The 14,844-nt window shown below is 67.1% G+C and carries 10 protein-coding genes and 7 pseudogenes; 7 read left to right on the top strand and 10 right to left on the bottom strand.

The window, feature by feature from the left end; all coding sequences use genetic code 11:
- Positions 1–786, bottom strand: a 786-nt coding sequence (locus FQ389_RS08300) for a malate dehydrogenase (protein ID WP_144206736.1), incomplete at its 3' end; no start/stop codon positions are given.
- Positions 787–902: 116 nt separating this feature from the next.
- On the opposite strand from FQ389_RS08300, the pseudogene FQ389_RS08295 reads away from it, so the two are divergent.
- Positions 903–1,489: pseudogene (locus tag FQ389_RS08295) on the top strand (CorA family divalent cation transporter); the annotation flags it as partial.
- Positions 1,490–1,623: 134 nt separating this feature from the next.
- Here FQ389_RS08295 and FQ389_RS08290 read toward each other — a convergent pair.
- The 5 genes and pseudogenes from FQ389_RS08290 to FQ389_RS08270 all read right to left on the bottom strand — a co-directional run bounded on the left by FQ389_RS08290 (position 1,624) and on the right by FQ389_RS08270 (position 5,543).
- Positions 1,624–2,237, bottom strand: a pseudogene (locus FQ389_RS08290) (suppressor of fused domain protein).
- Positions 2,234–3,415 (bottom strand): ABC transporter ATP-binding protein, encoded by a 1,182-nt coding sequence (locus tag FQ389_RS08285; protein WP_144206734.1) that lies wholly within the window; start codon positions 3,413–3,415, stop codon positions 2,234–2,236. The pseudogene FQ389_RS08290 and the gene FQ389_RS08285 overlap by 4 nt, the downstream one beginning before the upstream one ends.
- A 4-nt stretch (positions 3,416–3,419) precedes the next feature.
- Positions 3,420–3,920 (bottom strand): annotated as a pseudogene (locus FQ389_RS08280) (carbohydrate ABC transporter permease); the annotation flags it as partial.
- A gap of 14 nt (positions 3,921–3,934) precedes the next feature.
- A pseudogene (locus FQ389_RS08275) lies at positions 3,935–4,958 on the bottom strand (extracellular solute-binding protein).
- A gap of 62 nt (positions 4,959–5,020) precedes the next feature.
- Positions 5,021–5,543 (bottom strand): annotated as a pseudogene (locus tag FQ389_RS08270) (general stress protein).
- A gap of 84 nt (positions 5,544–5,627) precedes the next feature.
- Between FQ389_RS08270 and FQ389_RS08265 the strand changes: the two are divergent.
- From FQ389_RS08265 to FQ389_RS08245, 5 genes and pseudogenes are all read left to right on the top strand, one after another.
- On the top strand, positions 5,628–6,197 hold the full coding sequence (locus FQ389_RS08265; RefSeq protein WP_260860595.1) for a DUF4190 domain-containing protein: 570 nt from the start codon (positions 5,628–5,630) through the stop codon (positions 6,195–6,197).
- Between the two features lie 61 nt (positions 6,198–6,258).
- Positions 6,259–7,567: pseudogene (locus FQ389_RS08260) on the top strand (magnesium transporter MgtE N-terminal domain-containing protein); the annotation flags it as partial.
- Positions 7,566–8,075, top strand: a complete 510-nt coding sequence (locus tag FQ389_RS08255) for a DUF1003 domain-containing protein (RefSeq protein WP_144206727.1) — start codon at positions 7,566–7,568, stop codon at positions 8,073–8,075. The pseudogene FQ389_RS08260 and the gene FQ389_RS08255, both read left to right, overlap by 2 nt.
- A 232-nt stretch (positions 8,076–8,307) precedes the next feature.
- Positions 8,308–9,368, top strand: a pseudogene (locus FQ389_RS08250) (lytic transglycosylase domain-containing protein); the annotation flags it as partial.
- Positions 9,369–9,445: 77 nt separating this feature from the next.
- The gene (locus tag FQ389_RS08245) at positions 9,446–10,603 is read left to right on the top strand and encodes an Mrp/NBP35 family ATP-binding protein (RefSeq protein ID WP_144206725.1); all 1,158 of its coding nucleotides are present in this window, start codon (positions 9,446–9,448) and stop codon (positions 10,601–10,603) included.
- 29 nt (positions 10,604–10,632) lie between these two features.
- Here FQ389_RS08245 and tatB read toward each other — a convergent pair whose 3' ends face one another.
- From tatB to sigE, 4 genes are all read right to left on the bottom strand, one after another.
- Positions 10,633–11,022 (bottom strand): Sec-independent protein translocase protein TatB, encoded by a 390-nt coding sequence (tatB, locus tag FQ389_RS08240; RefSeq protein WP_144206723.1) that lies wholly within the window; start codon positions 11,020–11,022, stop codon positions 10,633–10,635.
- Entirely contained in the window at positions 11,023–12,549 is a 1,527-nt protein-coding gene (gene htrA / locus FQ389_RS08235) for a serine protease HtrA (RefSeq protein ID WP_144206721.1), read from the bottom strand.
- 159 nt (positions 12,550–12,708) lie between these two features.
- Positions 12,709–13,107: an anti-sigma E factor RseA gene (gene rseA / locus FQ389_RS08230; protein ID WP_144206719.1), complete on the bottom strand. Its 399-nt coding sequence runs from the start codon at positions 13,105–13,107 to the stop codon at positions 12,709–12,711.
- A 116-nt stretch (positions 13,108–13,223) separates the two neighbouring features.
- On the bottom strand, positions 13,224–13,910 hold the full coding sequence (gene sigE, locus FQ389_RS08225; RefSeq protein WP_407662810.1) for an RNA polymerase sigma factor SigE: 687 nt from the start codon (positions 13,908–13,910) through the stop codon (positions 13,224–13,226).
- Positions 13,911–14,165: 255 nt separating this feature from the next.
- Here sigE and FQ389_RS08220 point away from each other — a divergent pair, with 255 nt between their 5' ends.
- Positions 14,166–14,834 carry an O-methyltransferase gene (locus tag FQ389_RS08220; protein WP_144206715.1) on the top strand — a complete coding sequence of 223 codons (669 nt, stop codon included), beginning with the start codon at positions 14,166–14,168 and terminating at the stop codon, positions 14,832–14,834.
- The last annotated feature ends 10 nt before the right edge of the window (positions 14,835–14,844 follow it).

The following is a 14,844-nucleotide window of genomic DNA, read 5'->3' as shown; positions in this document are numbered from 1 at the left end:
CCCCCCGCCCCCCCCCCCCACCGCCCACCCGCGGCCGGCACCGCCGTTGGCCCACCCCGCCGAGGCGGCCGAGGACGCACCGCGCGCGTCGATGATGGCGGCGCCGCGCTTGGCGACCGTCGGGATGAAGTCGTTCTCGATCCAGGCCTGGTCGCCCACGACCTCGGCCGCGTTCTTGCCGCCGATCTCGGCGTGTACGATGTCGGGGTACTGAGTGGCCGAGTGGTTGCCCCAGATGGTCACCTTCTTGATGTCGGTGACCTTGGCGCCGGTCTTCTTGGCCAACTGCGAGATCGCCCGGTTGTGGTCGAGGCGGGTGAGCGCGGAAAACCGTTCCTTGGGGATGTCGGGGGCGTTGCTGAGCGCGATCAGCGCGTTGGTGTTGGCCGGGTTACCGGTCACGCCGATGCGGACGTCGTCGGCGGCGACCGCGTTGAGGGCCTTGCCCTGCGCGGTGAAGATCGCGCCGTTGGCCTCCAGCAGATCGCTGCGCTCCATGCCCGGACCACGCGGCCGCGCGCCGACCAACAGCGCCAGGTTCACCCCGTCGAAGATCTTGTTCGCGTCCGCGCCGATCTCGACACCGGACAGCAGCGGGAAGGCGCAGTCGTCGAGTTCCATCACGACGCCCTCGAGCGCCTTGAGCGCCGGCTCGATCTCGAGTAGCCGCAGCTCGATCGGGCGGTCGGACCCCAGTAGCGAGCCGCTGGCCAGGTAGAACAACAGGCTGTAGCCGATCTGGCCGGCAGCGCCGGTGACGGCCACTTTGAGTGGACTTGCGCTCACGTCGGTGTGCTCCTTATGGAGAGGTCTTCGACAATTCGTTGACGGTCGCCCACGAAACTAGCGCACTCGCACCGACCCAAAATCTCCGGTCCTCGACCAATGCGGCACCGCCGCGTATCGGTCACCGCCGCCGCGCGACCGGCCGGCCTCCCGCGGCCGAGCCGCCCCCACCCCATGAGGCCCTGGTCGACTGCGCGGTCTATGTGGGGGCCAGCGGCTGCCGGGCACGTTCACCTACCAGGACGCGGAAAGCAAGATGGCGCAGATCGAGACGCTGGGACACGAGGCGTTCGTCTGGGTCGGTTTGCACGAGCCCGACGAGGCTCACATGAAGGAAGTGGCCGACGTTTTCGGGCTGCATCCGCTGGCCGTCGAGGACGCCGTGTGCGCACACCAACGCCCCAAGCTGGAACGCTACGACGACACGCTGGCGCTGGTGCTCAAGACGATCAAGTACGTGCCGCACGAGTCCGTCGCCCTGGTCCGCGAAATTGTGCAAAGCGGCGAGGTGATGATCTTCGTCGGCAGAAACTTCGTGGTCACCGTTCGACACGGTGACCAAAGCGGCCTCGCCGACGTGCGCAAACGCATGGAAGCCGACGGTGAACAGTTGCGGCTGGGGCCGTTCGCGGTGATGCACACGATCGCCGACTACGTCGTGGACCACTACCTCGAAGTGACCCGGCTGATGGAAGCCGACATCTACGGGATGAACTTTTCACTTCATGCCGGAACTGGACTGGAGGTGGGGCTACCCGGGCGTGATGGCCCTGATGACTGTTACCTGCCCGGTGTTGTATTTTCAATTCCGCCGGAACAACTGGCTCTATCCTTCGATCAGTTAGGTTGAGCGGCACTGCGATTCGGGTCCAGCACGTCTACGCCGTCGGACAGCCAGGCCTCGCGCATCGCCTCGGCGCCCTTCAGCCGCACCCACGCCGTCTCGGCCCCCGTGATCAGCATCGCGGCCAGAAACATCACCGGCTCGCGCGGCGGCTCCAGCGCACACTCCGGAATGTCACTGGGGCCCAACAGAACTGCGGTGAATGGCACCCACCGCAACGGCCGTGTCCACAGCGGTGAACCGAGATCGATCAAAGTGTCCGGGCCCAGCACCAACCCATCGACGGCCGGGCGGCCGCCAGTATCGCCAGACTGCGGGCGATCCCGGTGACCTCGTCCGGATTTCGCATGCACAGCGTGACTTCCGCGCGCGGCCCGCGGTGTGGATCGGCGACGATCTCGGTGAGGTCGACCATCGGGGTGGCGCGAGCACCCCAGCGAGACGTACTGCACCAGTCCTCCGGGCCCGGCGTTGCGGAACCGCAGCACCTCTCGATCGGCTCGGTCCCCAGAAACGTCACGCTGGCCGAATCGGGGGCACCCCATCCGCCGTCCGCGTCGAAGTGGTCACCCAAGTGTGCCCGTACCCGGTCCAGGATCGTTGTCACTGTCCGCCGGTCGCCCGGGGCACGGTCAGGTTCACACCGGTCTCGGCGTCGAACACGGCGAGTTTTGCGGTGTTGAAAGACAATTCGATCGGCTGGCCGACAGCCGCCTTGGATTCGGCGGGAACCCGTGCCACGAACTGGTTTCCGGCGACCTCGGACTCGGCGGCCACCTCGTCGAGGCGCGCCGACTGCACATACCAGTTTGCTGTGGTGAAGTACACGTACTTGTCGGCCCCCAGCGATTCGATCAGATCGACCGTGACCGCGAACGTCGTCGACGTGATGCGCTGATATCCATCGATCAGCGCGGCGTCCAGCAGGTGTTCGGGCCGCATCCCAACGATGACTGCGCCTGGTCTGGGGTGCTGGGCGATCACCTGTTGCACTTCGGGGCTCAACATCACCTCCCCAAAAGGAAGCATCAGTCCGTTCGGCGTCAGCGTCGCGGGGAAGAAATTCATCGGCGGCGAACCGATGAAGCCGGCGACGAACAGATTCGCCGGCCGTTCATACAGCTCGTCGGGCGTGCCGACCTGCTGGGCCACCCCGCCGTGCATCACCACCACCCGGTCACCCAGCGTCATCGCCTCGGTCTGTTCGTGGGTGACATAGACGGTGGTGGTGCCCAGCCGCCGCTGCAGCCGGGCGATCTCACCGCGCATCTGCACTCGCAGCTTGGCATCCAGGTTGGAAAGCGGCTCGTCCATCAGAAACGCCTTGGGATGGCGCACGATTGCGCGCCCCATCGCGGCGCGCTGCCGTTGTCCGCCGGACAGCTGGGAGGGTTTGCGGTCCAGAAGTGCGGTCAGGTCAAGGATTTTGGCCGTCTCGGAAACCTTCTGCGCGATGTCGCTCTTCTTCATCTTCGCCAGCGTCAACGGGAACGCGATGTTCTGCCGGACCGTCATGTGCGGGTACAGCGCGTAGGACTGGAACACCATCGCGATGTCGCGGTCCTTGGGAGCCTTCTCGTTGACCCGCTCGCCGCCGATCCGCAATTCGCCCGACGAGATATCTTCAAGGCCGGCAATCATGTTCAGCGTGGTGGTCTTACCGCAGCCGGATGGCCCGACGAGGATCAGGAATTCGCCGTCGGCGATGGTGAGGCTCAGGTCCCGCACCGCGGTGTGCCCATCGGAGTAACTCTTGGTGACGTGATCCAGCACAATCTCAGCCATCGCGCTATCCCTTCACGGCGCCTGAGGTCAACCCGGCGACAATCCTTCGTAGGAAGATTAGAACAAACACGATGATCGGGACCGTGATCACGATGGCGCCGGCCGCGATCGACCCCGTCGGCCCCTCGAACTGCGAACTGCCCGGGAAATTCGCGATCGCCACCGGCGCGGTGATCGTCGCCCTGGTGGCGGTCAGCGACAACGCCAGCAGCAGATCGTTCCAGGCGAAGATGAAGACGAGGATCGCCGCGGTCACCAGTCCGGGCACCGCCAGCGGAACGATCACCTTGCGGAACGCTTGCCCCGGTTTCGCGCCGTCCATTTTCGCCGCCTTCTCCAGAACCCAGGGGATCTCTCGGAAGAACGACGACAGGGTGTACATCGCCAGCGGCAGCGCGAAGGTGATGTACGGCAGGATCAAGCCGGGCCAGGTGTCGAAAAGCCCTAGCCAGCACTCGATTTCGAAGAGCGGAGTGACCAGCGAGATGGCCGGGAACATGGTGATCCGACGCACCCCGGTCACGGCAGCAGCCCCTTGCCGTCGATGGCCCGCTGCACCTGTCTGGTGAGTTCGTCGGCGGTGCGCTCGGGATCGATGGCGGTGATCGGGCTCAACGCGGTGGCCAGCAGGATCGCGACCGCTTGATAGGCCGGCGTCGCGGGACGCACCGCGGCATCGGTCAGCTGCCGACGGATGACGGTGTGCATCGGGTACTTGACCCGGAACTGGGGGTCGGAGTAAAGCGAGGCCCGCACCGCGGGCAGGCCGCCCTGGATTGAGATGTACTTCTGATTCTGCAGGCTGCGCAGGCATCGGATGGCTTCGAATACCTCCGCCTTGTGGCGGGTCGTGCTCGCGACCGCCAGGTTCAGTCCGCCGATCGTCACCTTCGCCGGACGCCCCGGCGCCACGCCCGGGTAGGGGCGAACCCGAAGACCCGCTGGCTGGCCTGGTAGGCGAAGCGAAACTGCTCGTCGTTTGAACCACACCACCAGACCCTCGCCCTGGTTGGCCTGCACCGCGATCCAGCTGGGCTCGCTGGCGGAGTGCAGCCGAGTGGCCGTCACGAGCACGCCGTCCCAGTCACGGGGCGGTTCCGGTATAAAATCCGTTCGGTACCAAAGCAATTGGGTGTTGGTGGTGATCGGCGCGCCGTACAGTTTGTGCTTCCAGCCTGCCGTGGCGAGCGGTCCCGGCAGGGTGCCGACGATTGCGTCCGCCTCGGCGCGTCCGGCCGGGTCGCCCGACAGCGGCAGCACCCAGCCCGCTTCAGCGAACTCAGCAGTCCAGATGACGTCAAGACATCACATCCAGGGTGTGATCGTGACCGGCGAGGCGCCGGGCGTACTGCAACCGCTGCTCCCCTGGGGCTCTGGGCAGGCTGACGTGTGCGATGGTGAACCGGCCGCCGGCTTCCTGGCTGCAGCGCCGGGCCACTTCGGCGAACGTCGCGCTGTCGGCGGCCGGGGTGTAAAAGCTGATCACCAGACCGCTGCCGCCGGACCCACAGGCGGTCAGTATCGATGCCGTGGCGAGAATCATCACCAAGACCGCGCCTACCGCCCGCGGGCCGCCGCGACGACTCAGCACCAAATCATCGACCTTCAGATCACCAGGCGCGCAAGCAGATCCCGGGCCTTCTCCGCGTTCTGCGGATCGCAAACAAATCGTAACGGCCGGCCACCAACTACATTGTCGAACTGAAATCCCTCGTGCCACGGGCCATTGCGTACGGAACCGCCGAGGTGATCAGGCCGAAGAACACCCCGGCGACCAGACCGGTGGCCAGCGCACCCTACGGGCTGGGACTGAAAAAGCCCAGCACCAGCCCGATGAACAACCCCAGCCACGCACCTCTCAGCACATCACCGCCGAGCGCCTTGGGCCACGTCAACCGGCCGGTGACCCGTTCAACCTGCATCAGATCGACGCCGACGATGGTCACCTGCTGCACCAGAAACTGTTGGTCGGACAAGATAGTCGACCGCGCGCTGCGCCTCGGCGTAGGTCTGATTGGAGCCCACCGGCCAGCCCTTGGGCGGGGGTCGGCAACTGCGGCACGGCGCACCTGCCCGCGGCGGCGCCGCTGGGCGTCCCGCCGGGAACCTGGCCCGGCTGGAAAGGAATTAGTCATCAGCGATCATTCTCCTCCGACATGGCCGTAGTTTCACGCCGACCCTCCCACCCTATCGAGGCGCGCCGCAAGCTAGGTTGAACACCATGACGGGTCCAGGCAGTAGCAGCGGCGACGACGCCACGGACCCACGTGCGGCCGGCGGGCAACACCCCGAGCAGCCGGGCTGGACGGCGCCCTGGGACCCGCCGCCAGCGGCCGGCTGTCCGCCGCCCGATCACCCCGACGGCGAGCCGCCCGGCTATCTGGCCAACTATCCGCAGTTCACCCCGCCGCTCGGCTACCAGCAGCCGCCCGGCACGCCGGGACCGCCACCGCAATTCGGTGGCCCGCCACCGGGCTACAGTCCCTCGTCATATCCCGGCGGGTATTACCCGGCCCCGGGCTATCCGGGCGACTACTGGTCGTCGGAGGGCGTCGCGGCCGGAACGAACGGGCTGGCCATCGCGTCGCTGATCGCGTCCTTCACCGGCCTGCTGTGCGGCATCGGCGGAATCGTCGGCATCGTGCTAGGCACGATCGCGCTCGACCAGATCAAACGAACTCGCCAGGATGGCTACGGCATGGCCGTCGCGGGCATCGTTATCGGCGTCGCGACCCTGATCGTGGGACTGATCGTGATGATCTTCGCGGTGCACTCCCATTAGTGCGGCTCGCCAACGGCGGTGCACTGCCGTCGGACTCCCGGCTGCTTAGGCTCAATAAGACATGGCATCGGTCAACAGGGTGTACATCGCGCGCCTGACGCGCATGTTGGTGTTGGGGCCCATGGGCGAAAACTTCGGCCGCATCCGCGATATCGTGATCAGCATCAGCATCGTCCGCCAGCAACCGCGAGTGTTGGGACTGGTGGTGGATTTGGCGACCCGCCGCAGCACCTTCATCCCGATTCTGCGGGTGGCCGCGATCGAGCCCGACGCGGTGACGCTTAACACGGGCAGCGTGTCGTTGCGCCACTTCGAGCAGCGCCCGGGTGAGGTGTTGGCGATCGGCCAAATTCTCGACACCCAGGTCACGGTCAACGACCCGGAATTCCCGGAGCTGGCCGGGCGCGAGGTGGTGATCACCGATCTGGGCATCGAACAGTCCCGGACCCGCGATTGGCTGGTGACCAGGATCGCGGTGCGCACCCACCGCCGGCTGGGCCGGCGCGGTCCGGTGCATGTCGTCGACTGGCAAAGCGTGCAGGGATTGACGCCGTCGGCCCTGGCCATGCCGGGCCAGGCGGTGGCCCACCTGCTCAACCAGTTCGAGGGACGCCGGGCGGTCGACGTGGCCGACGCCATCCGCGTGCTGCCGGCCAAGCGGCGTACCGAGGTGTTCCAGGCCTTCACCAACGAGCGGTTAGCCGACATCCTGCAGGAGCTGCCCGAGTCCGAGCAGGCCGACGCACTGTCGCAGCTGGGCACCGAACGCGCCGCCGACGTGCTCGAGGAAATGGATCCCGACGACGCGGCCGACCTGCTGGGTGAGCTGAACCCAACGGACGCCGAACTGCTGCTGGAACGAATGGATCCCGACGAATCCGCCCCGGTGCGAAGGCTTTTGAAGCACTCTCCGGACACCGCGGGCGGGTTGATGACCTCCGATCCGGTGGTGCTGACCCCGGATACCACGGTGGCCGAGGCGCTGGCCCTGGTTCGCATTCCCGACCTCACCCCGGCGCTGTCGTCGATGGTGTTCGTGACGCGTGCACCGACCGCCACCCCCACCGGGCAGTATCTGGGCTGCGTACCGTTGCAGCGGCTGCTGCACGAACCGCCGAGCGAGCTGGTCGGCGGCATCGTCGACAGCGACCTGCTCACCCTGACCCCGGAGACCAGCCTGGCCGCGGTGACCCGGTACTTCGCCGCCTACAACCTGGTGTGTGGACCCGTCGTCGACGCGGCCAGGCACCTGCTGGGTGCGGTGACCGTCGACGACCTGCTCGATCACCTGTTGCCGCACGACTGGCGCGCGGACGCCCACGAGCTCAACACCACGGTCGGACGCGTCAACGGCGCCAAGGGGGCCTCGTGACCAGACCATCGGCACCCCGGCGGCTGTACACCCCACGGACGTCGCGCAGAATTTCGCTGCACGTGGACCCCGAAACCCTCGGCCAGAGCACCGAGGCCATCGCCCGTTTCTTCGGCACCGGGCGCTACCTGCTGCTGCAGACCGTCGTCGTGGTCGTGTGGATCGCGGTCAACCTGATCGCGATCCGGTGGCGCTTCGACCCGTACCCGTTCATCCTGCTGAACCTGGCCTTCTCCACCCAGGCCGCTTACGCCGCGCCGCTGATTTTGCTGGCGCAGAACCGTCAGGAAAACCGGGACCGCGTGGCGCTGGAAGAGGATCGCCGTCGCGCCGCCCAGACCAAGGCCGACACCGAGTACCTGTCCCGCGAGCTCGCCGCCCTGCGGCTGGCCATCGGTGAGGTCGTAACGCGCGAATACCTGCGCGACGAGCTGGACGAACTGCGCGCACTGCTGACTGAACGGGGTCTGCCGACTCCGGCCGACGAGCCTCCAGCGCATCGGTAACGGCCCGGTCCGGGATCCCTGCTCGGGCTACTTTCGGGCCGCCTTCTGGCAGCCGTTGGGCCGCCCTTTCGGACCGCTGTCGGCTACTAGGGAATCCTCCTAAATACCGAATCCACCGTTGCGCCACCCTGGTCAAAAGAGTTATGTATGGTGATCTCGTTCACGAGGCTAAGCAGCGGTTCCGGCGGCTCAACATGGGGCTTCCGACAGTCTAAATACTTAGGACGGTGGCGTGCGCATAGGGGGACGTTGGGTACTCACCCGGCCGTCGCGGCGGTACGGAAGCGGGTGCTTCGCACAACTTGGGTGCAGGCGTTCAGCCTGGCGGTGATCAGTCCGCTGGTCTTTGCCGGAGCCGTCAGCGCGACCCCCGAGCCCTTGCACGGAAAAAGCCCGATCCCGTCGGTGCAGGCGGTCGTCACACCGGTCGCCGCGGTCTCTCCGAACATCCCGGACCTATCCGACCCAGTCGTCATCGCGGTCGACCGCGATGACGACGGCGTTTCACGTCGCGGCCGGCGCCGTGTCCGCACCACCTCCCCCGAGGGCGGTGAATGCGCCCGGCGCATTGGGGCATTCCGATGATGGCGCTGACCGCATACCGCAACGCGGAGCAGAAGATGTCCGTGTCGGACCCGGCGTGCGGGGTCAGCTGGAACCTGCTGGCCGCTATCGGCAGGATCGAATCCGGGCATGCCTGCGGCGGCAACGTCGACGCCCGCGGCACCGCGGTGACCCCGATCTTCGACCCTGCCCTGGACGGCACGCTGCCCGGCAACGAGGTCATCATCTCGAGCAGCGTCGGCAACCGTCACCTACGCCCGCGCCATGGGCCCGATGCAGTTCCTCCCGGGCACCTGGGCGCGGTATGCCTCCGACGGTGACGACAACGGCCTGACCGACCCGCAGAACCTGTTCGACTCTACTCTGACGGCCGCCCGCTACCTGTGCAGCGGGGGACTGAACCTGCCCGACCCGGCCCAGGTCATGACCGCGATCCTGCGCTACAACAACTCCATGCCCCACGCGCAGAACGTACTGGGCTGGGCCGCGGCTTACGCCACCGGCGTCGTCCCGATCGACCTGCCGCCGATCACCGGACCGCCGCCGCTGGGCAACGCGCACGACGAACACCCTGAGGGACTCGGCCCCGGCCTGCCGATCAACATGATCGGGCTGCCGCAGGACGACCCGATGGCGCGGATGCCCCTGATCGATCTGACCGGACCGCCGCACGACCACATGCCGGGATGCACGGTGATCTGCATAACCTCGCAGAACACCCCGCCGGGGCAGGACCGCAGCCATTCGCTCCGTTCGCCTGACGCCTGCCAGCCGGTCAACAGCCGCGCCGCCTACACTCGGCGGTGATGTCTCGACATGACTCCCCCGCTTCGCAACCCGACCTGAACGCCACTATCCGCGCCGCGCTGGGCAAAGTGATCGATCCCGAATTGCGGCGTCCGATCACCGAACTCGGGATGGTCAAGAGCATCGACACCGACGCCGATGGCGGCGTGCACGTCGGGATCTACCTGACCACCGCGAGCTGCCCGAAGAAGAACGAGATCAGCGACCGCGTCAGCCAAGCGGTCGCCGACGTACCGGGCACCGACTCGGTCAAGGTCAGTCTGGACGTGATGAACGACGAGCAGCGCACCGAGCTGCGCAAAAAGCTGCGCGGGGATGCCACTGAGCCGGTCATCCCGTTCGCTCGACCCAACTCGCTGACCCGGGTCTACGCGGTCGCGTCCGGCAAAGGCGGGGTCGGAAAGTCCAGCGTCACGGTCAACCTGGCCGCCGCGATGGCCGCCCGCGGTCTGTCCGTCGGCGCGCTCGACGCCGACATCCACGGCCACTCCGTCCCTCGCATGATGGGCACCACCGATCGGCCCGCCCAGGTCGAATCGATGATCCTGCCGCCGATCGCGCACGACGTGAAGGTGATCTCGATCGCGCAGTTCACCCAGGGCAACACGCCCGTGGTGTGGCGCGGCCCGATGCTGCACCGGGCGCTGCAGCAGTTCCTGGCCGACGTCTATTGGGGCGACCTGGACGTGCTGCTGCTCGACCTGCCGCCGGGCACCGGCGATATCGCCATCTCGCTGGCACAGCTACTCCCCAACGCGGAGATCCTGGTCGTCACCACGCCGCAGTTGGCCGCCGCCGAGGTCGCCGAGCGGGCCGGCAGCATAGCGCTGCAAACCCGGCAGCGCGTCGTCGGCGTCGTTGAGAACATGTCCGGCCTGACCCTGCCGGACGGGTCGACCCTGCACGTGTTCGGCGAGGGTGGGGGCGAGCAGGTCGCCGAGCGACTGTCCCGCGCTGTGGGCGCCGACGTGCCGCTACTCGGTCAGATCCCGCTGGACCCCGCCCTGGTGGCCGCCAGCGATTCGGGTGTCCCGATCGTGCTCAGCGCGCCGGATTCGCCGGTAGGCAAGGAATTACGCAGCGTGGCCGACAAGTTGTCGTCGCGCAAGCGCGGTTTAGCGGGCGTTTCGCTGGGGCTCGACCCGAGCCGGCGCTGACGTACCGGCGGGGCAGGCCGAACCGACCGTTACGTCGCGTCGGTGTCGAATGGCGCCGGCCCATGTTGCTGCACCGGCGGCTGCGGCTGTTGCGGATGGTGCGCCGCAGTTCCGTTGACCGGGCGTTCGAAATTGCCGGTGAGGAACGAGTCGTCGCCGTCGAGCAGATGCTTGGTCAGCGCGGCGCGCGGCGACATCCCCCGCAGCGTCTGCAGGTCGCTAAACGGGCCACGCAGGTCGTCGAACTCGGGGCCGAGGTCCTCGCGCAGCTGGCTGGTCACCCCACTGAGGTAATCGCGGGCCTGCCGCAACGATGTCGACGTCCACTGGATCGCACCCGGAAGCCGCTCCGGCCCCAGGATCACCAGCCCGACCACCACGAGGACGAGGATGTGCTCCCAGCTCAGATTTCCGAACATTTAGCCGTTATCGGGGTCGGGTCTGACGGTCAGCGTGACGTTGCGGCCATCGCGGACCACCTCGATCGGAGCGTCCTGCCCGATGGTCAGTTGGCGGACGCCGACGACGAACTCGTCGGCGTCGGCGACCTTACGGTTACCAACCTTGACGATGACGTCGTTTTCCAGAATGCCGCCCTTTTGCGCGGGACTGCCCGCCTTGACGTTGGCCACCTGGGCGCCGGCGGCGATCGAGTTGCTCACCGACCGGGTGCTCACGCCCAGCGTCGGGTGCACAATCTTGCCGTCCTTGATCAGGGCCTGCGCCACGGTCTTGACCTCGTTGATGGGGATCGCGAAACCGAGCCCACTTGCGCTGTCCGACAACGACTTTCCAGCGGTGTCGATCCCGATCACCTGAGAATTCATGTCGATCAACGGTCCACCGGAGTTGCCGTGGTTGATCGACGCGTCGGTCTGCAGAGCGTCGATCACGGTGTCGGTGTCCGACCCCTCCCCGGACAGCGGCACCGGCCGGTGCAGCGCGCTGATGATGCCGTGCGTCACCGTGCTGCGCAGCCCCAGCGGCGCACCCGCAGCGATCACCTCGTCGCCGACGCGAACCTTGTCGGAGTCACCGAGCTGCGCCACGCTCAGGTTGTCGACGTTGTCGACCTTCAGCACCGCCAGGTCCGTCTTGGGGTCACGTCCGACCAGGTTGGCGGGCACTTTCTTGCCGTCGTTGAAGACCACGGTCGTCTTGAACTGGCTCGGGTTGTTGGCGGCCTCGGAGATCACGTGGTTGTTGGTGACGATGTAGCCGCGGCCGTCGACGACGACGCCGGACCCCTGCATGCCTTCCTGGTCACTCTTGGACTCGATGGTCACCACCGAGTTGGCGGTCGCGGCCGCCACCTTGGCGAACCGCCCCGCCGGCAGCTCGGAATTGCCCGGTGTCGACAGCGTGACCTTCGAGGTGGTGAACGCCTCGACGACTTCGGCCGTCTTGCGACCGATAAGCCCGCCGACGGCGCCGATGGCCAGCGCGATGGCGAGCAACACCGCGAGCGCGAGGTAGGACACTTTCCTGCCGAAGAGGACGTCGCGCACGCCGAGCTTGCCGGTGAATCCGCCGGCGGTTTGCAACTTTTCCGGTTCCACCGCCGGGGTCCCCAGCGCCGCCGCGGCACCGGGATCCCGCCAGGGGTCGTCAAACTCGTCCTGATCGAATCCGTTCTGCTCGGCGGCCAGCGCCCCGGCGTCCACGGGATGGCGCTGCAGCGACTCGGTGCCGCCGTCGGGTCGGCTAAACGCCTCTTCCAGCACCGGGTCGCGGCGTTCGTCGTGGGGAATGAACTCGGCTTGCTCTCGGTATTTCTGCGGCCGCACCCGCTCGGCCACGAAAGACCCCTGGACCCCGGCGGGACGACCGAACGCTTGACGCGCGGCAGGGTCGACCGGTGGCCGGGAGACGGGGCGCGGCGCGAGCCGTTGGCCTCCGTTGCAGCCGCTGTCTTGCCCCAGGTCGGAATCTTGATCGGAGGTCACGTTACCCCTTTTGGATCCGCTGCTTGACTGCTCGAAACAGGCCGCGCGCACGGTGCGTTTTTGGGTCCAGCAACAGGCACGGCATTGTTCGTGTCCACCCTAGTATCCACATCGCTGATCGGTCGGTTTACGACCACGAGCCGGGGTGGTCGGAGACTGCTACCGGCGCTTACGCTGGTCGCGCACGTCGCCGTCGAAGAAACGCTTGGCAGCAGGTGATGGCGTGTCGTCACGCGGATAGTGCGGGATCTGCGACAGCATGCCCAGCAGGGAGGTGGGGATGCGGATCGGGTGGGAGTCGCCGCGCAGCGCGGCCCGGGCCCGGCTCTGGTCGTCGACCTCGGCGGTGCACTGCGGGCACAGCGAGAGGTGGTGGGCGGCCCGCAGGTGGGCGCTCATCCGCAGTTCGCCGTCGACAAACGCCGCAATCGCCTCGATGGACAGGTGTTCGGTCGAACCGAATTGCCGCGGGGCACCGACCGGGGCGTCGCTCTGCGAGGCGAACTGAACCGGGAGCCAGGAGAACGCGCGGCGAAAAACATGTCCCCGGTCGGCCATCACCAGCTCCTTTCTGCCACGTACCCCTCGAATGTAGCGCGATAAGGTGCTGCGCACCTCCATGCATGCGGGGAAATCGAACGATCATCGGGCCGTGAGCGGTGGCGGAAGCCGGCTCACGGCGACTTGGCGTGCTCCGGCGCCGAATGCGCGGCCAGATAATCGCGCAGTGTCTGGCGTCCCCGGTGGATCCGGCTGCGCACGGTGCCCAGCTTGACGCCCAGCGTGGCGCCGATTTCCTCGTAGGACAGCCCTTCGATGTCGCAGAGCACCACCGCGGCGCGAAACTCCGGCGGCAGCGAGTCCAGGGCGGCCTGCAGATCCGGCCCGAGCCGGGCGTCGTGGTAGATCTGCTCGGGGTTCGGCTCGTCGGCCGGCACCCGGTCGTAGTCCTCCGGCAACGCTTCCATCCGGATCCGGGCCCGGCGCCGCACCATGTCCAGGAACAGGTTCGTGGTGATGCGGTGCAGCCAGCCTTCGAAGGTCCCCGGCTGGTAATTCTGGACCGAGCGGAAGACCCTGATGAACGTCTCCTGCGTCAGATCCTCGGCGTCCTGCTGGCTCCCCGAGAGCCGGTAGGCCAGCCGGTACACCCGGTCGGCGTGCTGTCGCACCAACTCGTCCCAGGAGGGCATCGTCGTCTTGTCGCCGGTCGCGTCGAACACGGCGGTGCCGTGCAGACCGTCGGCGGGCTCCACCCATTCGTCGTCAGCGAACTCCTGGGCGTGGGACATGGTGCTGGGGCTCAGCAGAGTGGTGTTGATCGAATCCTCCGAACAAGTCGCGCTGTCAACCACTGACATTTCGTTGTTTGCGGCAACACGTGGCCGCCCATCTGTATTCCCCACCCAACGTCCTCCGCGTTCCATACCGACACCGTCGCGTACAGGCGTATGCGCGGCATAGGAACAATCTGAGGTTTGGCTGAGAAACCTTTTCGTTACCTGCCGTAAGCAGGAGATACTCACCGCCACGTGAGTTATGCCACGGCCGGAGCGCCGGGCGTGTCGAAAACCATCTGGGTCGGGTGAGCCAACCCTATGGCATACGCTGCGGGCATGGACGGCAGCGACGAAGATCCCCCCGGCCGGCCGGCCCCCAGTCGATCCGATTCGCTCTCCGCGCATGCCGAGGGCTCGATCTCCGAGGACGCAATCCTGACCGGTGCCCGCGAACGTGCGGTCGACATCGGCGCCCGGGCGGTGACGCCGGCGGTCGGCGCGCTGCTGAGCATGCTGACCAAGCTGTCCGGCGGCAAGGCGGTCGCCGAGGTGGGGACGGGTGCGGGGGTCAGTGGCCTCTGGTTGCTGTCCGGCATGAGCGACGACGGCGTGCTGACCACGATCGACATCGAGCCGGAGTATTTGCGGCTGGCCAAGCAGGCCTTCTCCGAAGCCGGCATCGGGCCGTCCCGCACCCGGTTGATCAGCGGCCGCGCGCAAGAGGTGCTCACCCGTCTCGCCGACGAGTCCTACGACCTGGTCTTCATCGACGCCGACCCGGTCGACCAGCCCGAATACGTCGTCGAGGGCGTGCGGTTGCTGCGGTCCGGTGGGGTCATCGTCGTGCACGGGTCGGCGCTGGGAGGACGTGCCGGTGATCCCGCGGCGCGCGATGCCGACGTCATTGCGGTGCGCGAGGCGGCGCGCCTGATCGCCGAGGACGAGCGGTTGACGCCGGCGCTGGTGCCACTCGGTGAGGGCGTCTTGGCCGCCGTCCGCGATTAGCCGGCCGGCC

The organism is Mycobacterium tilburgii (assembly GCF_902168065.1).
GTDB classification, from domain to species: Bacteria; Actinomycetota; Actinomycetes; order Mycobacteriales; family Mycobacteriaceae; genus Mycobacterium; species Mycobacterium tilburgii.
The sequence above is the reverse complement of the archived record's forward strand: the minus strand, read 5'-3'. Positions and strand labels throughout refer to the sequence as shown.